29 protein-coding genes are annotated in these 26,375 nt (G+C 33.3%); 22 read left to right on the top strand and 7 right to left on the bottom strand.

The features are described 5' to 3' along the window. The first annotated feature begins 2 nt into the window (after positions 1-2). The 4 genes from L0669_RS07175 (at position 3) to L0669_RS07160 (ending at position 2,876) form a co-directional block, all read left to right on the top strand. Complete coding sequence (locus tag L0669_RS07175) at positions 3-575, top strand: Crp/Fnr family transcriptional regulator (RefSeq protein ID WP_263762377.1); 573 nt, start codon at positions 3-5, stop codon at positions 573-575. A gap of 59 nt (positions 576-634) precedes the next feature. After that, positions 635-1,303 carry an MBL fold metallo-hydrolase gene (locus L0669_RS07170; RefSeq protein ID WP_263762375.1) on the top strand — a complete coding sequence of 223 codons (669 nt, stop codon included), beginning with the start codon at positions 635-637 and terminating at the stop codon, positions 1,301-1,303. An 82-nt stretch (positions 1,304-1,385) separates the two neighbouring features. Next, the gene (locus L0669_RS07165; protein ID WP_263762373.1) at positions 1,386-2,105 is read left to right on the top strand and encodes a hypothetical protein; all 720 of its coding nucleotides are present in this window, start codon (positions 1,386-1,388) and stop codon (positions 2,103-2,105) included. A gap of 21 nt (positions 2,106-2,126) precedes the next feature. After that, positions 2,127-2,876, top strand: a complete 750-nt coding sequence (locus tag L0669_RS07160) for a hypothetical protein (RefSeq protein WP_263762371.1) — start codon at positions 2,127-2,129, stop codon at positions 2,874-2,876. 4 nt (positions 2,877-2,880) lie between these two features. On the opposite strand, the gene L0669_RS07155 is transcribed toward L0669_RS07160, so the two are convergent. Further along, positions 2,881-3,357, bottom strand: a complete 477-nt coding sequence (locus L0669_RS07155; RefSeq protein ID WP_173970923.1) for a TspO/MBR family protein — start codon at positions 3,355-3,357, stop codon at positions 2,881-2,883. Between the two features lie 153 nt (positions 3,358-3,510). On the opposite strand from L0669_RS07155, the gene L0669_RS07150 reads away from it, so the two are divergent. From L0669_RS07150 to L0669_RS07125, 6 genes are all read left to right on the top strand, one after another. After that, the gene (locus L0669_RS07150) at positions 3,511-4,623 is read left to right on the top strand and encodes a diphosphomevalonate decarboxylase (RefSeq protein WP_263762368.1); all 1,113 of its coding nucleotides are present in this window, start codon (positions 3,511-3,513) and stop codon (positions 4,621-4,623) included. Positions 4,624-4,654: 31 nt separating this feature from the next. Beyond that, entirely contained in the window at positions 4,655-4,804 is a 150-nt protein-coding gene (locus L0669_RS07145) for a hypothetical protein (protein ID WP_263762366.1), read from the top strand. Between the two features lie 2 nt (positions 4,805-4,806). Continuing rightward, positions 4,807-5,745 carry a mevalonate kinase family protein gene (locus tag L0669_RS07140; protein WP_173970800.1) on the top strand — a complete coding sequence of 313 codons (939 nt, stop codon included), beginning with the start codon at positions 4,807-4,809 and terminating at the stop codon, positions 5,743-5,745. A gap of 75 nt (positions 5,746-5,820) precedes the next feature. Next, entirely contained in the window at positions 5,821-6,411 is a 591-nt protein-coding gene (locus L0669_RS07135; RefSeq protein WP_263762364.1) for a DUF502 domain-containing protein, read from the top strand. Between the two features lie 64 nt (positions 6,412-6,475). Then, positions 6,476-7,432 carry a geranylgeranylglycerol-phosphate geranylgeranyltransferase gene (locus L0669_RS07130; protein ID WP_263762362.1) on the top strand — a complete coding sequence of 319 codons (957 nt, stop codon included), beginning with the start codon at positions 6,476-6,478 and terminating at the stop codon, positions 7,430-7,432. A gap of 362 nt (positions 7,433-7,794) precedes the next feature. Continuing rightward, positions 7,795-8,703 (top strand): pseudouridine synthase, encoded by a 909-nt coding sequence (locus L0669_RS07125; protein ID WP_173970797.1) that lies wholly within the window; start codon positions 7,795-7,797, stop codon positions 8,701-8,703. 67 nt (positions 8,704-8,770) lie between these two features. Here L0669_RS07125 and L0669_RS07120 read toward each other — a convergent pair whose 3' ends face one another. Together L0669_RS07120 and L0669_RS07115 are read right to left on the bottom strand one after the other, a co-directional pair. Continuing rightward, a complete protein-coding gene (locus tag L0669_RS07120; RefSeq protein ID WP_173970796.1) occupies positions 8,771-9,373 on the bottom strand; it encodes a DUF937 domain-containing protein in 603 nt (200 codons plus the stop codon). Positions 9,374-9,645: 272 nt separating this feature from the next. Then, entirely contained in the window at positions 9,646-10,146 is a 501-nt protein-coding gene (locus L0669_RS07115; protein WP_173970795.1) for a DUF456 domain-containing protein, read from the bottom strand. 49 nt (positions 10,147-10,195) lie between these two features. Here L0669_RS07115 and L0669_RS07110 point away from each other — a divergent pair, with 49 nt between their 5' ends. Both L0669_RS07110 and L0669_RS07105 read left to right on the top strand, forming a co-directional pair. Then, positions 10,196-10,579, top strand: a complete 384-nt coding sequence (locus L0669_RS07110) for a hypothetical protein (protein WP_263762360.1) — start codon at positions 10,196-10,198, stop codon at positions 10,577-10,579. Positions 10,580-10,626: 47 nt separating this feature from the next. Next, positions 10,627-11,112, top strand: coding sequence for a hypothetical protein (locus L0669_RS07105; RefSeq protein ID WP_173970793.1), 486 nt, complete (start codon positions 10,627-10,629; stop codon positions 11,110-11,112). A gap of 390 nt (positions 11,113-11,502) precedes the next feature. Here L0669_RS07105 and L0669_RS07100 read toward each other — a convergent pair whose 3' ends face one another. After that, positions 11,503-12,609: a glycosyltransferase family 2 protein gene (locus L0669_RS07100; RefSeq protein ID WP_425250476.1), complete on the bottom strand. Its 1,107-nt coding sequence runs from the start codon at positions 12,607-12,609 to the stop codon at positions 11,503-11,505. Between the two features lie 204 nt (positions 12,610-12,813). Further along, on the bottom strand, positions 12,814-13,758 hold the full coding sequence (locus L0669_RS07095) for a lysylphosphatidylglycerol synthase transmembrane domain-containing protein (RefSeq protein ID WP_263762359.1): 945 nt from the start codon (positions 13,756-13,758) through the stop codon (positions 12,814-12,816). A 106-nt stretch (positions 13,759-13,864) separates the two neighbouring features. Between L0669_RS07095 and ruvC the strand changes: the two genes are divergently transcribed. The 8 genes from ruvC (at position 13,865) to L0669_RS07055 (ending at position 18,926) form a co-directional block, all read left to right on the top strand. Beyond that, positions 13,865-14,419, top strand: coding sequence for a crossover junction endodeoxyribonuclease RuvC (gene ruvC / locus L0669_RS07090; protein ID WP_099710470.1), 555 nt, complete (start codon positions 13,865-13,867; stop codon positions 14,417-14,419). A 65-nt stretch (positions 14,420-14,484) separates the two neighbouring features. Further along, complete coding sequence (gene hemW, locus L0669_RS07085) at positions 14,485-15,621, top strand: radical SAM family heme chaperone HemW (RefSeq protein ID WP_263762357.1); 1,137 nt, start codon at positions 14,485-14,487, stop codon at positions 15,619-15,621. Positions 15,622-15,738: 117 nt separating this feature from the next. Further along, positions 15,739-16,116 (top strand): GxxExxY protein, encoded by a 378-nt coding sequence (locus L0669_RS07080; RefSeq protein ID WP_263762355.1) that lies wholly within the window; start codon positions 15,739-15,741, stop codon positions 16,114-16,116. Between the two features lie 54 nt (positions 16,117-16,170). Next, positions 16,171-16,968 (top strand): cyclase family protein, encoded by a 798-nt coding sequence (locus L0669_RS07075; RefSeq protein WP_263762353.1) that lies wholly within the window; start codon positions 16,171-16,173, stop codon positions 16,966-16,968. A gap of 41 nt (positions 16,969-17,009) precedes the next feature. Beyond that, the gene (locus L0669_RS07070) at positions 17,010-17,408 is read left to right on the top strand and encodes a GNAT family N-acetyltransferase (protein WP_263762351.1); all 399 of its coding nucleotides are present in this window, start codon (positions 17,010-17,012) and stop codon (positions 17,406-17,408) included. Continuing rightward, entirely contained in the window at positions 17,408-17,758 is a 351-nt protein-coding gene (locus tag L0669_RS07065; RefSeq protein WP_263763917.1) for a DUF4260 domain-containing protein, read from the top strand. The genes L0669_RS07070 and L0669_RS07065 overlap by 1 nt, the downstream gene beginning before the upstream one ends. Positions 17,759-17,766: 8 nt before the next feature. Then, positions 17,767-18,138 carry an MmcQ/YjbR family DNA-binding protein gene (locus L0669_RS07060; RefSeq protein ID WP_263762349.1) on the top strand — a complete coding sequence of 124 codons (372 nt, stop codon included), beginning with the start codon at positions 17,767-17,769 and terminating at the stop codon, positions 18,136-18,138. Positions 18,139-18,209: 71 nt separating this feature from the next. Further along, the gene (locus L0669_RS07055; protein WP_173970787.1) at positions 18,210-18,926 is read left to right on the top strand and encodes a PH domain-containing protein; all 717 of its coding nucleotides are present in this window, start codon (positions 18,210-18,212) and stop codon (positions 18,924-18,926) included. A gap of 114 nt (positions 18,927-19,040) precedes the next feature. Here the strand turns inward: L0669_RS07055 and L0669_RS07050 are convergent, their stop codons facing one another. Continuing rightward, positions 19,041-20,141: a DUF4407 domain-containing protein gene (locus tag L0669_RS07050; protein ID WP_263762347.1), complete on the bottom strand. Its 1,101-nt coding sequence runs from the start codon at positions 20,139-20,141 to the stop codon at positions 19,041-19,043. Between the two features lie 236 nt (positions 20,142-20,377). Here L0669_RS07050 and L0669_RS07045 point away from each other — a divergent pair, with 236 nt between their 5' ends. Beyond that, a complete protein-coding gene (locus L0669_RS07045; RefSeq protein ID WP_263762345.1) occupies positions 20,378-23,188 on the top strand; it encodes a TonB-dependent receptor in 2,811 nt (936 codons plus the stop codon). 73 nt (positions 23,189-23,261) lie between these two features. Further along, positions 23,262-24,317, top strand: coding sequence for a phytase (locus L0669_RS07040; protein ID WP_263762343.1), 1,056 nt, complete (start codon positions 23,262-23,264; stop codon positions 24,315-24,317). A gap of 162 nt (positions 24,318-24,479) precedes the next feature. Here L0669_RS07040 and pckA read toward each other — a convergent pair whose 3' ends face one another. Then, on the bottom strand, positions 24,480-26,084 hold the full coding sequence (gene pckA, locus L0669_RS07035; RefSeq protein ID WP_173970783.1) for a phosphoenolpyruvate carboxykinase (ATP): 1,605 nt from the start codon (positions 26,082-26,084) through the stop codon (positions 24,480-24,482). Positions 26,085-26,375: the final 291 nt, after the last annotated feature.

Genomic DNA, 26,375 nt, shown 5'->3' with positions numbered 1-26,375 from the left:
TCATGAATTCTTCATTACAAAAACAAATACTATCGATCGCTTCGTTTTCTGAAAATGAAATCGAAAAGATCGATTCTTGTTTTGAATATCAAAATTTTACTGCCAAAGAATTTCTTTCTTCAATAGGAAAAATTAGCAGTAAAATATTTTTTATTGTTGAAGGTTTAGCCCGAGTTTATTATTTAAAAGACGGAAAAGAAATCACCACTTATTTAAGCTGTGATGACGGTTTTATTGCTTCGTACTCTAGTTTTATAAATCAATCTCCTTCTTTTGAAAATATACAATGCATTGAAGATTGTGAAGTTTTTTCTATCACTTTCGAAAAAATGCAGCTTTTGTATAAAGAAATTCCAAACTGGGAACGTGTCGGCAGAATTCTGGCCGAGCAGAATTATCTTTGCATGGCTGACCGTGTTTTAAAATTGCAAATGATTCCTGCAAAAGAAAAATATCACACTTTTTTAGCATCGGCTCCAGTCAAAATAATTCAACGAACGCCTTTACTTTATATCGCTTCATTTCTCGGAATTACGCCCGAATCTTTAAGCAGAATTCGTCAAAACATTTCTTAACATTTATCAAGTGAATTGAAAAATGGAATTCAAATCTTTGTCAATATAAAATTCAACAAATGAAAAATATTACCAAAGACGTTTATCAAATACCATTATTTCCCAGAAATGCTATTAACTGCTATATAATTGAAGATACTTTAATTGATGCCGGAATCCGCAGTTCAGACAGAATAATTCTAAAAGCATTAAAAGACAAATCAATAACAAAACATGCACTTACCCACGCCCATGCCGATCATCAGGGAAGCAGTAAAGTAATTTGTGAAACACTGAATATTCCACTTTTATGTAGTGAACCTGAGAAAGAATTTGCAGAAAACGGCAATGTCATCACAGAATATCCAAATCCAAATCATATTATTTCGAAATTTCAGAAAAACTTTTGGGCAGGAAAAGGACATTCCGTTTCCGGAACCTTAAAAGAAGGGGATCAAATTGGGGGATTTACAGTTATTGAAACGCCTGGACATTCAAGCGGACATCTCTCTTTCTTCAGAGAAAAAGACGGAATTTTGATTGTTGGCGATGTTATGACCAACATGAACTTATTAACGACAATAGTAGGCCTGAACGAACCTCCTAATTTATTTACCGCTGATAAAGAAACCAATAGAAAATCGATTCTAAAGCTATTATCATTAAAGCCTAAAATATTGTGTTTTGGTCATGGCCCTGTTTTATTTGATAATGGTGATCTGGAAAAATTTGTTCAAAAACTCGATTAACTTTATTAACAAGAATTTACATGTTCCGTAAGTTTTCATTAAGACAATTCTAATAATTTTACGCTCAGCTAAATACCACTAGATGAAAGTAAAATTACTCACCACAATTTCTTTTTTTACCTACCAACTTTCTACTTCTCAAACAGAAAAATTACTTCACGGAAAGGTTTTTTCCGAGAACATTTTACTTAAAAATGTCGAAGTAATCAATAAAACCTCCAAAATTAGTACGAAAACAAATGAAGCCGGAGAATTCTCGATTTTGGTTGCTCCAAAAGACAGTTTGATTTTTTTCTCTAAAAATTATTTTTTCAAAAGATTAAAAATTTCTTATGAAAACATAAATCAAAATAATATTGTCGTGAACATGATTCCAAGACCAGAAGAATTAGATGAAGTTGTAGTAAAAAACATAACCTTTCCTCATGTGGGACCAGCTGACGAAAATTCAACTGTAGTTCCAAGAAGCCGTGTAGATCAAACTGGTGTTTATAATGGAAGTATTGCAAACGGAATGGACTTCGTTGCTATTTTTAATTTATTTAGAAAAAAAGACAAAAGACCTAAACATAAATTCAAAGAATTAAATTTTAAGGAACTAGCCGATGCAACTGTTCCTTTAGCATTTTTTTCCAATCAATTAAAATTAACCCCGGAGGAAAAAGATTTATTTCTACAATTTTGCGATGCAGATCCTCAATCTAAAGTCCTTGTACAGCAAAAGAATTTACTTTTTACTATGGACTTTTTGTATACTAAAAACATAGAATTTCAGAAACTGAAAACAGAACCTAAAAATTAAAAAAGATTAAAAAAATCCCTAATGAAAGTACAACTGCTTACCACAATTTCTTTTTTAACCTATCAGCTTTCTATTTCTCAGACAGAAAAAATGCTTCACGGAAAAGTGCTGTCGAACAATTTTCCTCTTACAAAAGTAGAGGTAATCAATAAAACAGCTATGACCAGTACAACAACAGATTATTTAGGAGACTTTTCTATTTTGGTTAAACCTAAAGACAGTTTGCTGTTTTTTCATAAAGATCACTTTTTTAAAAGATTAAAAATATCTCCCGAAAATATTGATAAAAATAATATTGTAGTGAACATGATTCCAAAACCTGAAGAATTAAACGAAGTTGTAATAACCAATATGAAACTTCAGCCTTTTAAAATTTCGCAACAAGATCTTGATAACGTAAAATTCGAAAAAGATGCTGCGTCATTACAAAAATACACTGGCGTTTACAACGGAACAATTCCAAATGGAATGGACTTTGCCCAAATGGGAACAGGAATTTTAAACCTGTTTAAAAGCGATAAGAAAGAAGAACTCGAAAAGAAAACAGAGAACAGCAGTTTTAAGAAACTTATTGCAGCCTCTATTCCTTCTACTTTTTTTACAAACAATTTAAAATTAAAACCCGAAGAAAAAGATCTTTTTATTGAATTTTGTGATGCAGACCCAAGATCTAAAACTCTTATAGAAAACAATAACATATTAACCACAATGGATTTTTTGTATGCTAAAAATGAAATGTTTAAAAAAGTAAAAGCAGAACTTAAAAATTAAATCTTTATCTGTTCAGCCACCAAATACTTGCATTCAAAATTCCGGCAAAAGCAACCCAGGCCATATAGGGAATCAATAAATAACCGGCAGTTTTATTTATTTTGCTGAATTTTAAATACGTTTCGTAAATCATCAGCCATAATAGCACAATTTCGATTAAAGCCAACATTGGATTTTTTAGTCCGAAGAATATATACGACCAAATAGCATTCAAAGTCAATTGAATCAAAAAGAATCCTAATGCAACTTTTACCTCTTGGTTTTGTTCTTTTATTTTATCCCAAACCAATCCTGCTGCCACCGCCATTAAAATATAAAGTAATGTCCAAACCGGCATAAAAATCCAGTTAGGCGGATTAAAAACAGGCTTGGCAATTGTTGGATACCAAGTTTCAACGCTCGGTCTTGTTACGATACTTGCAGAATATCCTACCATTAAACAAATTGCTAGCGCTATGACGATTTTGGTGATCTTGTTTATTTTCATTCTATTCAATTTTTAGTCAAAAATAGTTAAAAAGAAAGTTTAAACCATATAAGTTATATAAGTTCATTTTATATTCGCTTACATTTTCTTATATAACTTATATGGTAAAAATATTTAAAAACTATCTTTGCCAAAATTTTATAATTCATGTTTACAGCAACTGATTTTATTCCCAAAAAATATACTTCGACCATCGAAAACGGAAATTTTGAGTGGAGCGCTCCAAGCAATATTGCATTAGTAAAATATTGGGGGAAAAAAGAGCATCAAATTCCGGCAAATCCTTCAGTAAGTTTTACGCTTAATAATTGCAAAACGATTACTAAATTAGGTTTTGAGAAGAAAGACGCTTCTCCCGAAACCTCGGGATCGCTCAGCGTGACAAATGGATTCTCTTTTGATTTATTATTTGAAGGAAAACCAAAAGAAGATTTCAAACCAAAAATTCAGAAGTTTCTGGAGCGAGTTGAAGTTTATTTGCCTTTTTTGAAAGACTATCATTTTACGATTGATACACAAAATACATTTCCGCACAGTTCAGGAATTGCTTCTTCGGCTTCAGGAATGGCCGCTTTGGCGATGAATTTTATGAGTTTAGAAAAAGTGCTGAATCCGGAAATGACTGATGAATATTTCTACCAAAAAGCATCTTTTTTAGCTCGTTTAGGCTCTGGAAGTGCTTGTAGAAGCGTAAAAGGAAGTGTTGTTGCGTGGGGAAATCAGGCAAATATTGAAGGAAGCTCAGACTTATACGGAGTTGAATTTCCGTACGCTATTCATGAGAATTTCAAAAATTATCAGGATACTATTTTATTGGTCGATAAAGGCGAAAAACAAGTTTCAAGTACTGTTGGACATGATTTAATGCACAATCATCCGTATGCCGAAAGACGTTTTGCTCAGGCACATGAAAATATGGATCAGTTAATTGCAATTTTTGAAAGCGGGAATTTAGATGAATTCATAAAAGTGGTCGAAAGCGAAGCTTTGACATTACATGCCATGATGATGACATCGATGCCGTATTTTATTTTAATGAAACCAAATACGTTGCAAATCATAAATGCCATCTGGAAATTCAGGAATGAAACACAAATTCCGGTTTGTTTTACACTTGATGCCGGAGCAAATGTTCATGTACTTTATCCCGAAAACGTTAGCGAGAAAGTATTACAGTTTATTCAGGACGAATTAGTTGTATTTTGTCAGAATCGTCAGTACATTTGCGACAAAATTGGAGACGGTGCAATTGCATTATAATTTTCCGTATCTTTAATTAAAATTTTGATTGATGGGCATCAAAGCAGAAAAAATCAAAGCAATGAAATTGATTATGGAATGTAACAATCCTATAATCATAAGAAAAGTTAGAGAGATTCTTGAGAAGGGATTAAATAAAAAATCTTCTACACCAAATAAAATAAAGAAAGACATTAAATAAACATGAAAGGACCATTATTTTACTCAAAAATATTACTCTTTGGAGAATACGGAATCATCCGCGACTCTAAAGGACTTTCTATTCCTTATAATTTTTACAATGGTGCATTGAAGAAATCCGAAGATCCTTCGGCTGAAGCAATCGCATCAAATGCAAGTTTACAACGTTTTGCAACTTACCTTGAAACTTTACAAACAGAACAACCGGAATTGGTTGCTTTTGATTTGGTAAGTTTAAAGAATGATGTTGAAACCGGAATGTATTTCGATTCAAGTATACCGCAAGGATACGGAGTTGGTAGTAGTGGCGCTCTTGTTGCTGCTATTTACGACAAATATGCTACACACAAAATAACCGTTTTAGAGAATTTAACTCGCGAAAAACTGTTACAACTTAAAAATATATTCTCTCAAATGGAGAGTTTTTTCCACGGAAAAAGCTCTGGTTTAGATCCTTTAAACAGTTATTTGAGTATCCCGATTTTAATTAATTCTAAAGATAATATCGAAGCAACCGGAATTCCTACTCAAAGTTTTGACGGAAAAGGGGCTGTGTTTTTATTAGATTCCGGAATTGTTGGAGAAACGGCACCAATGGTAAACATTTTCATGGAAAACCTGAAAGACAAAGGTTTCCGTGCAATGCTTAAAAACCAATTCGTAAAATATACTGATGCTTGTGTAGAGAACTTTTTGCATGGCGACATGAAATCGTTGTTTACTAACACTAAAAAGCTGTCAAAAGTAGTTTTGAATAACTTCAAGCCAATGATCCCGGAACAATTTCACGGAATCTGGCAAAACGGAATCGATACAAATGATTATTATTTAAAACTTTGTGGTTCTGGCGGAGGTGGTTATATTCTTGGTTTTACTGAGGATTTAGAGCGCGCTAAAGTATCTTTGAAAGATTATAAACTAGAAGTTGTTTATCAGTTCTAAATTTAAGTTTCTTTAAAAAACGCAAGCTTATTGAATATCCCTTTCTAGACATCACCACCCTAAAAGTTATTTAATATGAAGAATATTTTAAAGATTATCAAAGCAACTTTTTTAGGCGGAATTCTGTTTTTAGCCCCATTAGTTTTACTGCTGGTTCTTTTAGAAAAAGGATATCATATTATTCAAAAAATCACGCTTCCGATTATCAATCATTTTCCGAAAGTGAAAATTTTAGGATTGGCAATTGAAGAAATTGTAGCCATCTTAATCATCTTCATTATTTGCATTAGTGCTGGTTTAGTTGCCCGAACAAGTTATGCAAAGAAACTGATCGAAAGATTAGAAAACGGAATTTTAAGCTTCGTTCCCGGTTATTCGTTTATGAAGAAAACGAACGAAAACATTATGGGCTTTGAATCTAATGAAAATTTAAAAGTAGTTTTAGTTCCTACAGATGCAGGTTTGCAATTTGCTTTTTTAATAGAACAAATCAACGAAGATAATTTCACGGTGTTTGTTCCGGATGCGCCAAGTCCCTGGACCGGTTCTGTTTGTTTTGTAAACAAAAAAGACATTACAGAAGTTGGATTATCTCAAAAAGAAGCCTTAGCTTGCATTCGAAAATTAGGCATTGGTTCTGCAGCATTGTTAAAAGACAAACTTTAACATTTGCTTAGAAACTCACCTCAAAAATAAGCCTTAAATTAAAATCCCAAACGAAATTTAAAAAATGTTAAGCAGACAGCACAAACTTTTAGTCATGAAAATTGTTAGTTTGTTCTCGGTAGTGAGAGGCTATAACATCCCGATTATTGTTTTGGCGCAATATTTATCCGCGATTTTTATATTGGCTCCCGAAAAAAGAGCGCTTGATATTTTATTAGATTTCAATTTATTCTTGATTGTTTTTGCTTCGGCAATTACCATTGCTTCGGGATATATTATCAATAACTTTTATGACAGTCAGAAGGATTTAATCAATAGGCCCAACAAATCGATGCTGGATCGTTTGGTAAGTCAGAAAACGAAACTATCGGTTTATTTTACGCTTAATTTTATTGGCGCTTTGATGGCTTTGATTGTTTCCTGGCGTGCTTTTCTATTCTTTTCGGCGTATATTTTCCTGATTTGGTTTTACTCTCATAAAATAAAAAAATATCCTATTGTAGGTAATTTGACTGCTGCATTTTTGGCTGTTTTGCCTTTTTTTGCAATTCTATTGTATTTCTATAATAAGATTTCGTTTGAAGAGATCGAGGATCATATGAGTCATTTTATGGTGATTTCGGCACATGCGGTTTTCTTGTTTTTATTATTATTGATTCGCGAAATGATAAAAGATTTAGAGAATCTAAAAGGAGATCTGGCAAACAATTACAGAACAATTCCGATTATTTATAACGAAACGATTTCTAAACAAATAATCACCGCTTTAACAATCCTGACAGTTGTTCCGGTATATATTTTAATCAACATTTATGATGTGGGTTATATGGATATTTACTTTTATGTGTGTTTTGGGGTTTTATTGTTTTTCCTGATTTATTTATGGAAATCGGATTCTAAAGAACAATATTTACTGCTTCATAACGTATTGAAGTTTTTGATTGTTTCCGGCGTTTGCTGCATTGTTTTGATTAATCCGAGTATTTTGTGGCATGGAAAGAATTTGCTATTAAAGTCTTAAATAATTGCCCACGGATTTTACTGGTTTTGCTGATTTTCGCTGATTTTTTGTTTGAAAGGATTAATTAATAGCAGAATTATACAACGCTTAAAAAAACTCAGTGAATATTTGTGGTAAAACCCTACTCTCAAAATGCCTAAAAAAAGCCAATTGCCTGAAAAAATAGCCCCGATTGCGTGGAAATCCTTTTGTTTTTTTTCTTTAAAAAAACAAAAGATTGGAACAAAAGCGGGAAAACATGCCTAAAAAAAGCCGATTGTACTGCTCCTGCAACTCCAAAAAATAATAGCTATTAATCTAAGAACAATGAACTTAGGATTATTTAGCAAGAATAAACTATCTTTGCACAAATTACAGAATTTATGAACAATAAGGAAGGCAATAATAAAAGAGGTGGTTCTAGGCCAAATAGCTCTAGACCAAACTCTAACAAGCCAAAACCTCCTATGGCGAAGCGCGCCCAAGGGCCGAAAAAAGTGAAACCTGCTGTTAAGGCTGCGGAAGAAGAAGCGGCACAAAAACTTAAAAAACAGAATCAGGCTCCAAAAAGACAAAAAGCTGCAGACGAAATTCGTTTGAACAAATACATCTCTAATTCTGGTGTTTGTTCGCGTCGTGATGCTGATATATACATTCAGTCTGGAAACGTTAAAGTAAACGGTGTTCCGGTAACTGAAATGGGTTATTTAGTAAAATTGAATGATGTTATTAATTTTGATGGTGTTGTTTTGACTCCAGAAAAGAAAGAGTACATCTTGTTGAACAAACCTAAAAACTTTACTACGGCTCTTGACGAAGGTCAGGAATACCGTAACGTTCTTGAACTTGTTCGTGGTTCTACAACGGCAAAAATTGCTCCGATTGGAAGAATGGACAAGAATACAACTGGTTTGTTGTTGTTTACTAATGATACTGATATGATTCGTAAATTTACTTTACCGAGTCAGAAATCATCTAAAATCTATCAGGTTTCTCTAGATAAAAACTTGAAATTTGAAGATTTAGAAAAAATCAGCAAAGGTTTGGTTCTTGACGGACACCGCGTTTTTGTTGAAGAAATTAGTTATATCGAGAAAGAAGCGAAAAGCGAAGTGGGCCTTAAATTACGTTCATCGAATGTAAAAGTGGTTCGTGCAATTTTCGAAAGCTTTGATTATGACGTTCTGCGTATTGACCGTGTATCGTTTGCTGGTTTAACCAAAAAGAATTTACCAAGAGGTAACTGGCGCTTTTTGACAGACCAGGAAATCATCAACTTGAAGAACGTTTAAGAACGCTTAAAAAAATTGATCTAAATATAGAATCCTGTTTTACTTTGTAAGACGGGATTTTTTTATTTTAGAAACTGAAAAAGTTGTGACCGAAAAGGGTAAAAATGGATCTTCCGATGGATTGGTTTTTTTCTTCTACTGTTTCGTAACATGAAAAACCTAAGATAATTTTGATTCCGGGAGGAATGCTATTAAGAATATCTCTTTTTTGATCGTCTAGTAGTAATTTTAGACTGTCTAACAATTGGATATTGTTTTTAAGATAAGAAGCAACTAATAAGGCTGAAAAGTTTAAGATCTCTCTTGCTGTCTCACTTTTGATTCCGACTTCGTTGGAGATCATTTCAGAAATTCTACCTTTTTTATTGGTGAAAATTTCTTTCAGTAACGAGTTTCCTTCTAAACGGTAACAATCATCTACTGATAAAATTCGACCGGATGTAAAATCGACTTCCTGATAAAAGGTCGAATCTTCTTCTATTTGCGAGACAACGTCTTTGCAAAAATCCGGTTCCTCGGCCCTATTATATAACCCCATTAAAACTGTACCTATCGAAACATCAATTCCCTTTATTAAAAGTGCATCATTTTCAAAATAAAACTTGTTTAACTTTGAAACAACATTAGAAGAAATAAAACGTCTAAGTTCAATTTGTAGGTTTGGAGTCATACTTAAATGGTTTAAAATTATTTAAATCTATTCAAAATAACCGATAAAGTGAGGCTTTTTATCGTTTATCAGGATAAAAATATAAAATATTTTAACATTTCCAAAAAATAAGTGAAATACATGCGCGATCGATTAACAGTTGTTTAACAAAAAAAACTGCTCGTGTCAGTAAACATAACCCTTTCGTTATCAAACCAAAGTGAAATTATTTTTTTGTAAATTTTACTAAAAAAAACAAAAAATAAGAAAAAAGCTAAATAATTGTTACACAATTAAAACAAAAAGTTTCGATATTCCCATGTGACACTCAAAAATATACCTAGAAATATAATGCAAAACATAAAATTGATAAAACTCGAAGCCAGAAAACCGAGTAAGGATCCTGTTGCCGCTTTTAGTGCTCGTTTGTGATTTTTAGAATCGTAAATAATCTCGCCCACAAAAGCTCCTACAAAAGGGCCAATGATAACTCCAAAAGGTATCGGAGCCAGAATTCCAACGATCAACCCAATATTGGTTCCCCAAATTCCGTACGAACTTCCGCCAAATTTCTTGGTTCCTTTTGCCGGAATTACATAATCAAGAACTGTAATTATGATCGTGATGACAAGCGTAATACCCAAAACCCAATAATTATTCTCGACAGCTTTTGTCATATATAGCAATAACAGGCCGACCCAACAACAGGACAAACCTGGCAAAACAGGCAGAAAACTACCCAAAATGCCCACAATCATGCATATAAAACCAAGCAATAACAATAGTAAATCCATATATTTTTTTGTAATTTTGCACCTACAAACTTTTTAAAAAAGCCCGTAAATGCGCAGACTTTTGCAATTTGTATTATTTGTTTTTTTGATTATTTTAATCAAAAATACTACCTACGCACAAGTTAAAAAACTGTCTGTCGACGATCAATTAATTCAGGATAGTATTTATAAAAGTAAGAAGAAAAAAGTTTTAAATTTTTCTATGAAAGAATTTGACACACTTTTCTTTGAATACTTTAATCGCAAAAATGATCCAAATGTTGTTTTAACAAGAAAAGATTTTTACAACTACACGGTTCAAATCGCTACTTTTTCAGACCGATTGTCTGCCTTATATCCTGATCAAAAAGAAGTTGCAGCAGAAAACAAAGAAAAATGGCTTTCAGAAAGCTATGAAGATTATCTGCAATACAAAGCTTCTCAAAAAAAATAATCGTATTTTTATACCATAATTTGTTCATTCAATTCAACATCAAAATCTTGAAGCAGTTTTTCCTTTTTTTAGTTATCTTATCTTTCAATTCTTGTCAATATATTGACAAGCAGGTTCCGTCTGAAAAAGAGTTACTTCAAAAAGAATTAAAATCAATCAACTGGAAAGAAGTTGACGAATATCCATCTGTAGCAAATTGCGAAAAAATCGCCAATAAAAAACAACGCCAACAATGCTTTTTTGAAGTTATGGCGCAACTTATTCAGCAAAAACTAGATATAGATACTCTTTCAATATTGTATCCTGAACTCGATACTATTCAGGTAAAAGTAACGGTTTACCCTAACTCGACCATGAAGTTTGAACCGCAATTTCCTAAAGATTCTGTTGCTTACGACACCATCAAAATCGATAGTATTTTGCATGCGAGGTTAGTCGATTTTCCTAAAATAAATCCTGCCTTAAAACGCGGACTTCCGGTAAAAACCCAATTTATTTTGCCTGTTATTCTTAAAGAAAAAGGGAAAGAATAGTTTTTTTCTTCACCATATAAGTGATGTAAGTTCATTTAAATAATTATTTATTTACTGGATTTTTAGGAGCTATTTCCTGCTGTTCCTTCCAATCTTTTATGCCGAACACCGGCACAAAAGGATTTTCCCTCCCATCAGGGCTAGCGCTTCTGTTTTCATCATAAGAAATATTTTTATAACACACAGATTTTTAAACATTTCCATATATCAACATATAACACGACAAAGATTGACGAATTTCTTTACAGAGTTTTATGCGTGATCCTTCGTTCCTCAGGATGACAAAATTGAGAATAAAATAAAAAAATCCGCATAAATCCGCGCTTTCGCAAAGCGAATCAGTGTCATCCGCGTGCTATTTCAGCGTACCAACAAGCTGTACTTTAGAATTTATTTCCCAAATCTTCTTCCCTTCCATTCATAAGAACCAAACAAACTATACAAAGCCACAGCTGAACTAAAAAAAGGATACAATAAACTACTTAAAATTAAACTCTTTATTCTCGATTTCGTTAAAAACTGATTTGTTTTATAAAGCAATACAAAGTCAATTATAAACTTAAAGAAGACAAACAAAACAAAAAATGGATAAAGCCAAATCCCGAAAACAAAGGCAAAAAAACCAATTACAAAACTCAGATTCCCAAAGAAAACAATCAATCCCAAAATCTTTCCGAAACTGCTTTGGTATGAACTTGTTTTCGCCGCCCAACGCACTCTTTGATAGAATAATGTTTTCCAGTTTTCAGTTGGTTTTGTAACGACAATAGCTTCTTCTGCTTTTAAATAATGAACTTTATCCGGGAACAAATTAGCCGCTTTTTGTAATAAAAAAACATCGTCGCCACTGGCTATTGTATTGTTTCCATCAAACCCATTTAATGTTTCAAACAAAGATTTCGTGTAGGCAAAATTGGCTCCGTTGCACATAAAAGCTTTATTGAGTCCAAAACTTCCTATCGTAGCACCTTGTAAACTTGTTAAATCCAATTGCTGAAAATGATCCAGAAATGAATTTTCGCATTGATAAGTTACGGCGCCCGCCAACATCGAAACATCATTTTGCTGAATATAATTATCGAACGTTAAAAGCCAGTTTTCAGGAACCAGACAATCAGCATCTGTAGTAATAACCCAATTGTTTTTTACGTGTTGCATTGCCGTAGAAATAGCATCTTTTTTAGGAGAATTCGAAACTCTAATATTATCAATTATAGAAACCTGGAATTTGGAATTTAAAATTTGAATTTTTTCACTAGAACTGTCATCCACTAAAATTACTTCGAATAAATCCTTTGGATAATTTAAGTTTGAAAGGCTTTGCAAAAGGTTTGGTAAATTCTCTTCCTCATTCCTGAACGGAACTATAATGGTAAAACTCGTTCGAGGTTTTAGATTGTTATTGTGATATTTTTTTACTTTGATAAAGCCATAAATAAGCAAGCCAATACTTGAAAAATAAATAACTAAAATTACACTAAGAATAATGGCAATCATAACTTTGGTTTTAAATCATTTTTCATGAATAAATGTAGTCCCTACGGGACATTTTTACCGATGTTGTTTCTTTTATTTCTACCAACATTTAACTCCTAACAGAGTATATCTCGTAGAGATTAAATATTGGTAACAAAATTACTTTGTCAAAAATATTTTGTCCGTAGGGACTATACAATATTACTTAATCATTAAAAACTGATCTTAAATCTTCGGAGAACTTTTAAAGTTCAACACATAATAAGAACCAATAACTACAGGCAAAACTACATTAAGAAACCACATCAAAGTGCTGATAAAAACCACAATCCATTCGTTTACGCCTAAAATTCCAAAGAAATAGATGGCAACACTTCCTTTTACCGCAAAATCTAAAAACTGAAAAGTAGGCAATGACGAAGCCAAAAAGTAAACTACAGCAATGGTCGCAATTAGTGTAAAATAAGGCAAATCAACATCAAAAGCCAAAAACAAAACATAATATTGATGTGAGAAAACCAAATAACGCAAAACCCCTAAAAGAATATTTTTACGATGAACCGCTTTCGGGATTTCATTGATTTTATGTAATAGCTTTTCGATCGAATATCCTTTGATTTTTATTTTCTTTAGTGAAAACAAAACAATAAAAAGCAATACAAAACCTCCAAATAAAATCGCTACCGTTTGAGTCGTAATAACCTCATATTTAGCATTAAAATACAACAATCCAAAAAGCCCAAAAATCACCGTTAAGATCATTTGGATTCCGTTGCAAATCAAGTTCAGAAAAACCACTTGTTTAGCTTCAGATTTCGGATAAAACAACGCTTTCCCGGCATACTCTCCTACTCCGTTTGGCGTGAAGATTCCGGCTGTAAGTGCAGCCAAAACCTGTTTTGTCGCTTCACCTAATGAGATTTCATGAATTACTTTTGCAAGATTCTGCCATTTCAAAATCTCGAAATAACGATTCAAAACACTTAGAAGTAATATAAACCCAATTCCTAAAACCGACTGATTTTTGCGAAACAGCGTAATAAACTTTTGCCAATCGAGTTTGTCATTATTCGCTAACTGATTATAAATAAAATAAAATGCACCACCTACAATCAAAAGTTTGATCAGAAGAACTAGGAATTGTTTAGCTTTGTGAGGAATTGAAATCATGCCGCAAAAGTAATCAATTTGAAAATGTGGCAATACAAATGTGCCGATTTGAAAATTAGAAAATGAGTCAATTTTCTAAACCTTAAAACTTGAAACAAAAAATAACTTGACAAAAGAACGCATCATATTAGGTATTGACCCCGGAACCACCATTATGGGTTTTGGATTGATAAAAGTTATCAATAAAAAAATGGAGTTTTTGCAATTGAACGAATTGCAATTGTCCAAATATGACAATCATTACCAAAAACTAAAAATCATTTTTGAGCGTACCATCGAACTAATCGAAACGCACAATCCTGATGAAATCGCGATTGAAGCGCCTTTCTTTGGCAAAAACGTACAATCGATGTTAAAGTTGGGTCGCGCACAAGGCGTTGCAATGGCAGCGGGACTTTCGAGAGATATTCCGATTACTGAGTACGAACCTAAAAAGATAAAAATGGCGATTACCGGAAACGGAAACGCCAGTAAAGAACAAGTTGCTAAAATGCTGCAACAACTTTTAGGCTTAAAAGAATTACCTAAAAATCTCGATTCAACAGACGGTTTGGCAGCTGCAGTTTGTCATTTCTTTAACTCAGGCAAAATAGTTGCCGGAAAAAGCTATACGGGTTGGGACGCTTTTGTAAAACAAAACGAAGACAAGATTAGAAAATAGTTTACAGTCGCAGTCACAGTTTACAGCTGAGACTGAGACTGAAAACTGAGACTGAAAACTATAAAATGAGCGGTATCTACATTCATATTCCTTTCTGCAAGCAGGCTTGCCACTATTGCGACTTTCATTTTTCGACTTCGATGAAAAAGAAAGATGATATGGTTTTGGCTTTAGCCAAAGAAATTGCCATGCGCAAGAATGAGTTTTCAACTGAAATTATAGAAACCATTTATTTTGGAGGAGGAACGCCTTCGGTTTTGACGAATGACGAAATAAACTTTTTAATATCTGAAATTTATAAAAATTATAATGTTGTCGAAAATCCGGAAATCACGCTCGAGGCCAATCCGGATGATTTATCTGCTGAACGAATTTTCGAATTATCAAAAAGTCCAATCAACCGTTTGAGTATTGGGATTCAGTCTTTTTATGAAGAAGATTTAAAGATGATGAACCGCGCGCATAATTCGGCGGAAGCCATAAATTGTTTAACCGAAGCAACTAAATACTTCGATAATATCTCTCTGGATTTGATTTACGGAATCCCTGGATTAACCGACGAAATGTGGAAGAAAAACATTGAAACGGCGTTGAGTTTTGGAATTCCGCATATATCGAGTTATGCTTTAACGGTTGAACCCAAAACAGCTTTAAAAAAATTAATCGATACCGGAAAAATTGCTGAACCTCAAGACGAAGTAGCTTCAAATCATTTTATGATTCTGGTCGAAACGCTTCAGAAAAATGGCTTTATTCATTACGAATTATCCAATTTTGGGAAAGAAGGATATTTCTCTAAAAATAATTCGGCTTATTGGTTGGGTAAAAAATATATCGGAATTGGGCCTTCGGCACATAGTTATGATGGCGAAAAAAGAGGCTGGAATGTGGCAAATAATTCGCTTTACTTAAAGTCAATTCAAAATGATGAACTTCCAATCGAGACGGAAACCTTAACAATTTCTGATCGTTATAACGAATATATTATGACAGGATTGCGAACCATCTGGGGCGTTTCGTTAGAAAGAATTGAAACCGAATTTGGTTTGGAATATCTTGATTATCTCAAAAAACAAAGTCAAAAATTTCTGAATGACGAATTGCTTTCAATTGAAAATAATATCCTAAAACCAACCGCGAAAGGAAAATTTTTAACGGATGGAATAGCTTCAGATTTATTTTATTTAGAGCCTGAGATTTAACCGCAAAGTTCGCTAAGGTTTACGCAAAGAACGCTATCTGTTTTTTTTGTAGGAATAAATTTATAATAAATAAATTTAAACCGTAGATTTGAGTTTTAATTTTAAAGTTAATTACTCATGTCAGAAAATGATTTATCAAGAATTGTGTTCCATTCAGCATTGAAGGTTCATCAAACTTTAGGACCTGGGCTTTTAGAAAGTGCTTATGAAGAGTGCTTATTTTATGAGTTAAGAAAACTCGGCTTATTAGTTGAAAAACAAAAGGCTTTACCTTTAATCTACGAAGAAGTTAAATTAGATGTTGGTTATCGATTAGATATTTTAGTAGAAAATAAACTAATTTTGGAAATAAAAGCAGTCGATTGTTTAAATGAAATTCATTTTGCTCAATTATTGACTTATTTAAAATTAACAAATTGCAAATTAGGTTTATTAATAAATTTCAATGTTTCTTTAATAAAAAACGGAATTAAAAGAGTAGCAAACAATCTTTAATAAAAGCCTAGCGCCCTTTGCGTAAACCTTAGCGAACCTTGCGGTTAAATCAACATGATAGCAAAAATCAACAACTTCGAAATCGACTTATCAAAACCTATTGATATCTCTATTCCATTAACCAATACTGATGAAAATCCAATTGCTTGGTATATCGAAAAACCGGTTATTGAACCAGTAGTTTTTGGAGATTGGATTGGGAAAGTTTCGGAAGGAAAATCATCAACAAACTTTAATAATATTTTCTTCAATCCGCATGGGCATGGAACGCACACGGAATGTCTGGGACATATTACCAATGATTTTTACAGCATCAATCAGACATTAAAGAATTTCTTCTTTTTTGCAAAGCTAATTACGGTTGAACCTGAAAAGATTGGGGATGATTTGGTGATTACGAAAGAAAGCATTTCGACTTTGCTTAATGTGACATCACTGGGCAGCGCTTCGACTCCGCTCAGCAAGACAGAGGCTTTAATTATCAGAACACTTCCAAATCAAAAAGATAAAAAGTCAAGAAAATATTCGAATACAAATCCACCTTATTTATCTGAAGAAGCAGCGATTTTCATCCGCGAAAGCGAAATTCAACATTTGCTAATCGATTTACCAAGTGTTGACAAAGAACACGACGAAGGAAAATTATTAGCACACAAAGCATTCTGGAACGTAAAAGATACTTTACATTTAAATGCTGACGCCAGATTGAATGCAACAATTACAGAAATGATTTATGTTAAGGACGAAATTGAAGATGGAGAATATGTACTAAATCTTCAAATTGCTTCGTTTGAAAATGATGCAAGTCCTAGCAAACCAATTTTATACAAAATTGTAGATTTTAGAGGGTAGATTTTAGATTTACTGAATACTTAAAACTGAGACTGAATACTATGATTAACGTTTCTACAGATAAAACTAAACTTGACGTTCCGTTTATACAAAACTTTCTAAAAGACATTTATTGGGCCGCGGGAAGAACTATCGAAGAGGTTCAGACTACAATTGATGCTTCGGTTTGTTTTGGAATTTACCTGAACGACAAACAAATTGGGTTTGCGAGAGTAATTACCGATTATGTGGTTTTTGGTTACGTGATGGATGTTTTTATTACCGAAGAACATCGCGGCAAAGGATATTCGTCTATTTTAATTGAAAATATGATGAATGAACCTATTCTTAAAAACATTCAAATATGGCGATTGGCCACTACTGATGCGCATTTTTTATATCGTAAATTTGGTTTTACTGAATTGGAACATCCAGAAAAATTAATGGAGAAAAAACGATGATGAAAACAATACTTAAAGTCGAAGAAGCTGCTTTATTTATTTTAGGAATCTATTTGTTCAGCCGTTTGAGTTTTGAATGGTGGTGGTTTTTAGTTTTAATTTTAGCCCCTGATTTGTCAATGGTAGGTTATCTTTTTGGAAATAAAAGCGGTGCGTTTTTTTATAATGTATTCCATCATAAAGGAATCGCGCTTTTAATTTATGCTTTAGGATGTTATTTCAGTATCGAAATTATTCAATTAACCGGAATTATTTTATTTTCGCATTCAGCAATGGATCGAATTTTTGGTTACGGTTTAAAATACGAAAGTGGTTTTAAATACACTCATTTGGGCGAAATTGGTAAATAAAAATTATTATGAATCTGGAAACATATTACGAATATTGTCTTTCGAAAAAAGGAGCTAGCGAACATTTTCCTTTTGATGAAGATACTTTGGTTTTTAAAGTAGGCGGAAAAATGTTTGCTTTATCTTCTCTTTTACAATGGGAAAAAAATGAGCCTTCGGTAAACTTAAAATGCGATCCGGAACGCGCCCAGGAACTAAGAGCAGAATATGACGAGATAAAACCAGGCTTTCATATGAGTAAAGTACATTGGAATACAATTGCTTTAAACGGAAGTTTATCGAATACTTTGATCAAAGAATTAATCGATCATTCGTATGAATTGGTTTTCAAAAGTTTGACAAAGAAAATTCAGAATGAAATTATTGAATTAGAAAATTAGGCATTACATTTGCATCATAAGAAAAAAACTTAGCAACTTAGTTACTAGATAACTTAGCAACTTATACAACCATGAAAGAACAATTTAAAAAATTTCTGAACGAAGAGCAAGATCCAAAAGCGATTGAAAAAGTCACTTCAAAACTCAATGATTTATTGATGAAAGGTGAAGAAATTGGATATATTGCCGTTCAAAAAAAACCGGCACTTACTGTTTTTCCTGACAGTATTGTATTAACAAACAAGCGAATCATTATTTGTCAACCTAAAAATTTAGGTCTTTCGATGGATTTTACAGATTATACCTGGGATAATGTTGCGGGTGCTTTTGTAAAAGAAAATATTTTAGGTTCTGAATTCTCATTCAATACCAATACTGATTTATCAATTTCGATTGATTATATCCCGAAAATCCAGGCCAGAAAAATATATACTTACGCAAAAGAACAATTAGATTTAATAAAAAATCCTGTTGTTGCCGAAACACCAATTGTAGAAACTGCTCAGGTTGTTGAAGAAGAAGATGATATCGAAGAAGAAGTTGAAGAAGTTGAAACTGAAGAAGTAACAAGTTTTGCTGAAATTATGCCAGCTGCTACTCCATCTTATACAGAGACTTACGAACCAATTCAGCCAGCTCAACCTGCAACAGGAGATCGTAAATTAAGTGATTTATCTAAAGAAGAACTTTTTGATAAATTACAGAATTATAAAAAATTGCTTGATAACGGTTTGATCATGCAAGGTGAATATGATGCTTACAAAAAAGAAATACTAAGCTATATGTAAAATGTAGTTTGTGAGAAGTGAAATGACTTCTTATTAGAAATAAAAAAAGTCTTAAGCTCTAATTGAACTTAAGACTTTTTACATTTTACAGATTACTTTTTTACAAACTACATTTTACAAAGTAGCTTTCTGCTTTTCTACAAAACTATTCGATTGCAATTCTAATAACTCCTTTGCATTTTTACGTTGCAGATCGTATAAGCTTTTATTTTCGGCGATATCAGCATAAACTTTATCATGCATTTCGGCACTTGTTTTTACTAATAAATCACGTTGGTATTTGTTTTGTGCCAAAGTTGCTTTCATGGCCGTTTCGGCTTCTTCTTGTTTAAAATCGAATTCGCCTTTTGGAGCTAGTAATTTCGCAATAATAGGAGAAGTTTCGATCGCCAGAAACAGCAGCATAATAAAGAATGAAGGTAACCACGGCAATTTATCCAAAGCATTTATACGCGCCATTAAACCATCAAAACCTTCGATGATGGGTTGTGTTTGCGATAATTTTTTATCTAAATCGGCTTGCAATTGTTTGCCTGCTTTTTCTTTCTCGGCAATTTTTGCTTCGTTGGTGGCTTTTAGAGTTTCAAACTCTTTGAGAGCTGCATCATGTTTTTCTCTTTTCTCTTTATAAACAGGACCTTTACCTAATTTTTTAGTGCCGGTTGTTCCTTCGGCTTCTGTGATATAAGTAGAATAAAGTGCGTTTACTTCTTTTTCTTTATTCAGTATATCTGTTTTCAGAGTTGCAATCTCAGCTTTATTTTTATCTAAATCTGATTTGAAATAATTACCAACTTGTTTTTTATTGGCCAATTCCATTTCATTTTTTTCTTTTAATAAAACGGTATTGATTTCTTTTTCGAAAATTTTAATCTCTAATGGTTTCGAAATTACGATGGCAATAATAACTGCCAACATAATACGAGGCGTTGCTTGCAGAAATTCATCAAAAAAGCGATCTCTTTTTTTAATCGTCGAAACGATAAATCGGTCTAAATTAAAGATTAATAAACTCCATACAAATCCAAAAATTAAAGCGGGATAAATAGAGTCAAAAACAGTAAAAAGCGCGTAGGCACTGGCAAGAAAAGCCATAACGGCAGTAAAAAAAACGGTAGCGCCAATACCAACATATTTGGTTTGTTCGCCTTCTGAGCAACCCTCGAGCAGGTCACGATCAGCTCCTGAACACAGGATAAAAAATTGTTTAAGCATGATTGATGATTTTTGATTGTGATTGATAGGGCAAATTTAGCGCCAAAAATTTAATTCTGAGATAAATAGTTGATTTGTTTTTAGTTGCAGGCCATAAAAAATCCTTTTTTATTAAATGTTATTTTAACATTAATCTATTTCTAATCTTGAGGGGAATCATAACACTATGTTAATTTTTTTCAACGTCTTTAATAATATTAAGGTTCTAGTTTCGCAATTAAACAAACTAAAACACAATGAAAAAAATTTATTTAGTAGTAACATTTATGCTATTAGCCTTTTCGGGTTATGCCCAAAAAGCCATAATCTCAGGAAAAATATTAGATGTTGATGACAAACTTCCGTTACCAGGAGCAATGATTCAAATTGTAGGAGAAAACAAATACACAGTTTCAGATTACAACGGACGTTTTGAATTACTAAACATTAATGTTGGAACGTACAAAGTCGAAGTAAAATATATAGGATATACTGCCATAACTCATGAAATCACAGTAGAACAAGGAAAAAATAATGTACTTGATTTTGCGCTTAAAACTTCGGGAACTGAACTGAACGAAGTAGTTGTTGGAGACATCTTAAAAGGTCAGGCGAAAGCTTTGAATCAACAAAAAAACAGTAAAAACATTGGAAACATTATTTCATCTGATCAAATGGGTCGTTTTCCGGATGCCAATGTTGGAGATGCTTTAAAACGTGTTCCGGGTATCACGATGCAAAATGATCAGGGTGAAGCGCGTAACATTATTATTAGAGGTTTGGCTCCATCTTTAAACTCTGTAACTTTAAACGGTGACAGAATCCCTTCTGCAGAAGGAGACAACAGAAACGTTCAAATGGATTTAATTCCGTCTGACATGATTTCTACTATCGAAGTTAACAAAACCCTGACTTCAGACATGGATGCTGATGCTATTGGAGGTTCTGTAAATTTAGTAACAAGAGCAACTCCAAATGGCGAAAGAATTTCAGCAACACTTGCGGGTGGATATATGCCAATTCGCGAGCACGCTACTTACACCGCTGGTTTAGTTTACGGAAATCGTTTTTTAGACAATAAACTTGGAGCTGTTTTTAGCGGATCTTACAATAATGTAAATTATGGTTCTGATAATATCGAAAACGAATGGGTAAAAGATAAATTCGGAAATGAATATCTGCAAGCATCAGAAATTAGAAAATATGATGTACAACGTATTCGTCGCAGCGGATCTGTAGCTTTAGACTATAAATTTGATGAAAATAATACCATTTTTGCCAATGCTATTTATAACTGGAGAGACGATAGAGAAAACCGTTTTAGAACTACTTATGATGATATCGAACCTATTTATAACGGAGAACAAATTACAGGTTTTGAAGGTCGTGTAAAACGCCAGACAAAAGGTGGAATCGATAATAATCGCGATAAAAACAGAAGATTAGAAGATCAACGTGTTCAGAATTATTCAATTCGCGGAGAGCATTTAATCAATTCTAAACTAGATTTAGACTGGTCTGCTAATTATGCAAAAGCAAGAGAATATCGTCCGGGAGAGCGTTATATAGAATACCGTCAGAAAGGTCTTGATATGACTCAGGATTTATCAGATACAAGATTTCCATTAGTTACAACAACCGGAGAAGCTTTAGATAAATTCAAATTTCAAACGGTTACTGAAAATACAGACGAAACCAGCGAAAGTGAATTTGGAGCAAAAATTAATATCCGTTTCCCTTTTACTATTATTCCTTCTGAAAAAGGAAGATTAAGAACCGGACTTAGACTTCGATTGAAAGAAAAAGAAAGAGATAACAATTTCTACGCTTACACGCCACTTGGTACAGATATGGCTTTGTTATCGCAAGTTCCAAACAGTTATTATGACGGTCAAAACTTTAATCCGGGAAGCAAATATGTTCCGGGAAATTTTGCTTCGGCAGGCTTTTTAGGAAGTTTAGATTTAAACAATTCAACCTTATTTGATAAATCAGCAGATCCTGCAGAATATTTAGCTGTAAATTATAATGCTAAAGAAAGTATCTATGCTGCTTACGTAAGATGGGATCAGGATTTTAATGATAAATTATCTATGGTTTTAGGTTTCAGAGTCGAAAATACACATATTGATTATACAGGAAATCGTGTTTTGGACGAAGAAGAATTAGAAAGCCAAATCAATACTAAAAACTCGTATACTAATTTATTGCCAAGTATTTCTTTGCAATACAATGCTACAAAAGATTTAGTTTTAAGAGCTGCTGTTACAACTGCTTTAGCAAGACCTAACTATTATGCATTGGCTCCTTATGTAAACAATATTGCTGCTGATAAAGAAATTACAGCCGGAAATCCAGATCTTGAGGCAACTTACTCGTACAATTATGATTTCATGGCCGAGAATTATTTCAAATCTGTTGGTTTAATTTCAGGAGGTGTTTTTTATAAAAAATTAGACAACTTCATTTACAATTATAGCGATAATCAATACGATGCTGCAAAATTTGCTGCTGACTTCCCTAATCAGACTAACCCGATTCCTGCGGGAGAAAACTGGTCGTTCCTGCAATCAAGAAACGGAGATACAGTTGATGTTTATGGTTTCGAAGTTGCTTTTCAACGTCAGTTAGATTTTCTTCCTGGTAAATTCCTCAAAGGATTTGGTATATATTTGAACTATACTTACACAAAATCTAAAGCAAAAGGAATTGCTGACGAAGACGGGAACGAAAGAAACAATATTAGTCTTCCGGGAACAACACCACATATGTTTAACGGATCTTTATCTTGGGAAAACAAACGTTTTTCTGCGAGAGTTTCGACTAATTTCACTTCAGATTATTTAGATGAATTAGGTTCAGAATCGTACAAAGACAGCTATTACGACAAACAATTTTTCTTAGATGCGAATGCTTCTTACAAGATTACACCAAAACTTCGTCTTTTTGCTGAAGCCAACAACTTAACTAACCAGCCTTTACGTTACTACCAGGGAGTTCAGGCGCATACCAAACAAGCAGAGTACTACCAGGCCAGATATAATTTTGGTTTGAAACTTGACTTGTAATAATCAATTTATAAAATGCTTAAATTAGACAGAACTTAGCGGTTCTGTCTAGTTTTATTAAATAAAATCTATAATGAAAAATAAATCTATAATAGCCTTTTTACTTTTAAGTACTTTATTCATCGCTTGTAAAGACGACAAACTTGCTCCTATTGCTGAAAATGCAGTAAAACCTACAGTTGTTACCGAAGCTTTGCCTCACGATACAGATGATCCTTCGATTTGGATTCACCCAACTGATGCTTCTAAAAGTATTATCGTAGGAACAGATAAAGATACAGACGGTGCTTTGTATGCTTTTGATTTGAAGGGAAAAATCGTTGCAAAATCGGAGGTTTTAAAACGCCCGAATAATGTTGATATCGCTTATGGTTTAGTAATCGACGGAAAAAAAGTAGATGTTGCGGTAACCACAGAACGCGAATCAAATAAAATAAGAGTTTTTAGTTTGCCTGATTTAAAAGCAATTGACAACGGCGGAATTGCTGTTTTTGAAGGTGAAGAATTACGCGATCCTATGGGAATTGCTTTGTACACCAGAAAAACCGATGGTAAAATATTTGCAATTGTAGGCAGAAAATCAGGACCATCAGGAAGTTATTTGTGGCAATATGAACTTTCCGGAAACGGTAAATTTGCAACAGCAAAAGTGGTTCGTAAGTTTGGTGCTTACAGCGGAAAGAAAGAAATCGAAGCTATTGCGGTTGACAACGAATTAGGAACTGTTTTATATTGCGACGAACAATTCGGAATCAGAAAATACAAAGCCGATCCTGCGTTAAATGATAATAAAGAATTGACAATTTTTGGAAAAACAGGCTTTAAAGCCGATAATGAAGGAATCGCTATTTACAAAAAAACAGATTCTACGGGATATATTTTAGTATCAAACCAACAAGCAAATACTTTTATGGTATACCCAAGAGAAGGTGCAAAAGGCAATCCGAACGATTATCCTTTATTGGCTGAAATTCCAACATCGACTATTGAATGTGATGGTGCAGATGTTACCAGCGTAAATTTAGGAGGAAATTTCAAAAACGGACTTTTCGTAGCCATGAGCAACGGAATGACCTTTCATTATTACGCCTGGGATTTGATCCAGAAACGTATCGACGATAAGAAATAAGTTTTCAGTCTCAGTCGCAGTTTTCAGTTTCTTAACTTTGACTGAAAACTAAGACTGAGACTAAGACTGAGGCTGAGACTGAGACTGAGACTGAAAACTGAGACATGACAAAAAAGCTGTTCATAACGAACAGCTTTTTTTAGTTTGAATTAGTAATCTTCCTTATTCTGTAATTGGTGCGCCGGCTAAAATTTCAGCATTGGCAAACTCTTCAAATTTGGCGAAATTCGCTTTGAATTTCTGAGCCAATTCAATTGCTTTTTTATCGTATAAATCTTTGTCTTCCCAAGTATTTCTAGGATTTAAAATTTCAGCTGGAACATTTGGGCAAGATTGTGGTTTTGCGATTCCAAATACGGCATGATTTTTAAACTCTACATTGTCCAATTCTCCGTTTAATGCAGCGGTAATCATGGCACGAGTATATTTTAATTTCATACGAGTTCCGGTTCCGTAAGCTCCGCCTGTCCAACCTGTATTGATCAACCAAACTTTTACGTCTGCATCTTTCATTTTTTTAGTTAACATTTCTGCGTAACGTGTTGGGTGTAATGGCATAAATGGTGCTCCAAAACAAGCCGAGAAATTAGGTTGCGGTTCTGTAACTCCTGCTTCTGTTCCGGCAACTTTCGCTGTATATCCTGAGATAAAATGGTAAGCGGCCTGACCCGGAGTTAATTTAGAAATTGGAGGCAAAATTCCAAAAGAATCTGCCGTTAAGAAGAATATATTTTTAGGATTATGTCCTATAGATCCTGGCTGAATATTATCAATATGTGTTATTGGGTAACTTACACGTGTATTTTGAGTGATCGAAACATCATCATAATCAACCTCGTTTGTTCCCGGTTTGAAAACCACATTTTCTAAAAGCGCTCCTTTTTTGATCGCTCTAAAAATGTCCGGTTCGTTTTCTTCGGTTAAATTGATCACTTTTGCATAGCAACCACCTTCAAAGTTAAAAACCGTGTTTTCTGCAGTCCAACCGTGCTCATCGTCTCCAATTAACTTACGTGCAGGATCTGCTGATAAAGTTGTTTTTCCAGTTCCTGATAATCCAAAGAAAATTGCAGTATCTCCGGCTTCACCAACATTAGCACTACAGTGCATTGGTAACGTATTTTTGAAAACTGGTAAAATGAAGTTCAAAGCAGAAAAAATTCCTTTTTTCATTTCTCCAGTATAACCTGTTCCTCCAATAAGTGCAATTTTTTTAGTAAAATCTAAAATCGCAAAATTAGACTGGCGTGTTCCGTCTACAGCAGGATCTGCCATAAAACTTGGTGCACAAACCACTGTCCATTCAGGAGTAAAGTTGGCTAACTCAGATTCTTCTGGTCTTAAGAACATATTGTAGCAAAACAAGTTCGACCATGCCGTTTCTGTAACAACACGAACATTTAATCTATAATTGGCATCAGAACAAACATAAGAATCACGAACAAAAACTTCTTTGTTTGATAAAAACTGAGTTACCTTATTATACAATTTTTCAAAAGCAGTTGGGTCGAAAGGAATATTTACATTTCCCCACCAAACCTGATCTTCTGTAATACTATCTTTTACAATAAAACGATCCTGTGGAGAACGTCCTGTAAATTCACCTGTATTAATTGCCAATGCGCCTGTAGAGTTCTCAACACCTTGGCCTAATTGCAAAGTGATCGCATGCAATTCATCAGCAGATAATTGGTAACGAACTTTTGCATTTTCAATTCCTAACTCCTTTAGCGAAATCGATTGCGTGAAAACGGTGTGACTGTCCATAAATTTTAAGTTGTGTGTGATATTTAGTAAGAAGCAAAATTACAGATTTATTGTTAATCCTTTAAAAAAAATTAAATTTTACTTTTATTTATGTCAATAAAGTAAAATTTGATCTTTAAAATCAATAAAATAAAAAAATAACCGCTTCAAATTTGTTTTCTTATAATCCATTAAATGAATTTGTTATATTATTTACTCATTAAAGTAAAAAACAAGAAAAATTCACATAAATAAGATTATATGTTATTTATGAGACAAAATTAAAGATTAATTTTTAGATAAAATTTTTTA

Source organism: Flavobacterium bizetiae (genome assembly GCF_024271895.1).
Classification (GTDB): domain Bacteria; phylum Bacteroidota; class Bacteroidia; order Flavobacteriales; family Flavobacteriaceae; genus Flavobacterium; species Flavobacterium bizetiae.
Note: the sequence above shows the minus strand (reverse complement) of the source record. Positions and strands in the feature narration are given on the sequence as shown.

Bases quoted from the DNA above. Each gene is read 5' to 3' on its own strand.
- L0669_RS07100 (WP_425250476.1), bottom strand. From the start codon at position 12,609: ATGATTGCCATTATTCTTAGTGTAATTTTAGTTATTTATTTTTCAAGT.
- L0669_RS07040 (WP_263762343.1), top strand. From the start codon at position 23,262: ATGAAAAATAAATCTATAATAGCCTTTTTACTTTTAAGTACTTTATTC.
- L0669_RS07145 (WP_263762366.1), top strand. From the start codon at position 4,655: ATGGGCATCAAAGCAGAAAAAATCAAAGCAATGAAATTGATTATGGAA.
- L0669_RS07065 (WP_263763917.1), top strand. From the start codon at position 17,408: ATGAAAACAATACTTAAAGTCGAAGAAGCTGCTTTATTTATTTTAGGA.
- L0669_RS07110 (WP_263762360.1), top strand. From the start codon at position 10,196: ATGCGCAGACTTTTGCAATTTGTATTATTTGTTTTTTTGATTATTTTA.
- L0669_RS07070 (WP_263762351.1), top strand. From the start codon at position 17,010: ATGATTAACGTTTCTACAGATAAAACTAAACTTGACGTTCCGTTTATA.
- L0669_RS07150 (WP_263762368.1), top strand. From the start codon at position 3,511: ATGTTTACAGCAACTGATTTTATTCCCAAAAAATATACTTCGACCATC.
- L0669_RS07115 (WP_173970795.1), bottom strand. From the start codon at position 10,146: ATGGATTTACTATTGTTATTGCTTGGTTTTATATGCATGATTGTGGGC.
- L0669_RS07165 (WP_263762373.1), top strand. From the start codon at position 1,386: ATGAAAGTAAAATTACTCACCACAATTTCTTTTTTTACCTACCAACTT.
- pckA (WP_173970783.1), bottom strand. From the start codon at position 26,084: ATGGACAGTCACACCGTTTTCACGCAATCGATTTCGCTAAAGGAGTTA.
- L0669_RS07060 (WP_263762349.1), top strand. From the start codon at position 17,767: ATGAATCTGGAAACATATTACGAATATTGTCTTTCGAAAAAAGGAGCT.
- L0669_RS07125 (WP_173970797.1), top strand. From the start codon at position 7,795: ATGAACAATAAGGAAGGCAATAATAAAAGAGGTGGTTCTAGGCCAAAT.
- L0669_RS07045 (WP_263762345.1), top strand. From the start codon at position 20,378: ATGAAAAAAATTTATTTAGTAGTAACATTTATGCTATTAGCCTTTTCG.
- L0669_RS07175 (WP_263762377.1), top strand. From the start codon at position 3: ATGAATTCTTCATTACAAAAACAAATACTATCGATCGCTTCGTTTTCT.
- L0669_RS07075 (WP_263762353.1), top strand. From the start codon at position 16,171: ATGATAGCAAAAATCAACAACTTCGAAATCGACTTATCAAAACCTATT.
- hemW (WP_263762357.1), top strand. From the start codon at position 14,485: ATGAGCGGTATCTACATTCATATTCCTTTCTGCAAGCAGGCTTGCCAC.
- L0669_RS07170 (WP_263762375.1), top strand. From the start codon at position 635: ATGAAAAATATTACCAAAGACGTTTATCAAATACCATTATTTCCCAGA.
- L0669_RS07080 (WP_263762355.1), top strand. From the start codon at position 15,739: ATGTCAGAAAATGATTTATCAAGAATTGTGTTCCATTCAGCATTGAAG.
- L0669_RS07140 (WP_173970800.1), top strand. From the start codon at position 4,807: ATGAAAGGACCATTATTTTACTCAAAAATATTACTCTTTGGAGAATAC.
- L0669_RS07130 (WP_263762362.1), top strand. From the start codon at position 6,476: ATGTTAAGCAGACAGCACAAACTTTTAGTCATGAAAATTGTTAGTTTG.
- L0669_RS07055 (WP_173970787.1), top strand. From the start codon at position 18,210: ATGAAAGAACAATTTAAAAAATTTCTGAACGAAGAGCAAGATCCAAAA.
- L0669_RS07050 (WP_263762347.1), bottom strand. From the start codon at position 20,141: ATGCTTAAACAATTTTTTATCCTGTGTTCAGGAGCTGATCGTGACCTG.
- L0669_RS07095 (WP_263762359.1), bottom strand. From the start codon at position 13,758: ATGATTTCAATTCCTCACAAAGCTAAACAATTCCTAGTTCTTCTGATC.
- L0669_RS07135 (WP_263762364.1), top strand. From the start codon at position 5,821: ATGAAGAATATTTTAAAGATTATCAAAGCAACTTTTTTAGGCGGAATT.
- L0669_RS07120 (WP_173970796.1), bottom strand. From the start codon at position 9,373: ATGACTCCAAACCTACAAATTGAACTTAGACGTTTTATTTCTTCTAAT.
- L0669_RS07160 (WP_263762371.1), top strand. From the start codon at position 2,127: ATGAAAGTACAACTGCTTACCACAATTTCTTTTTTAACCTATCAGCTT.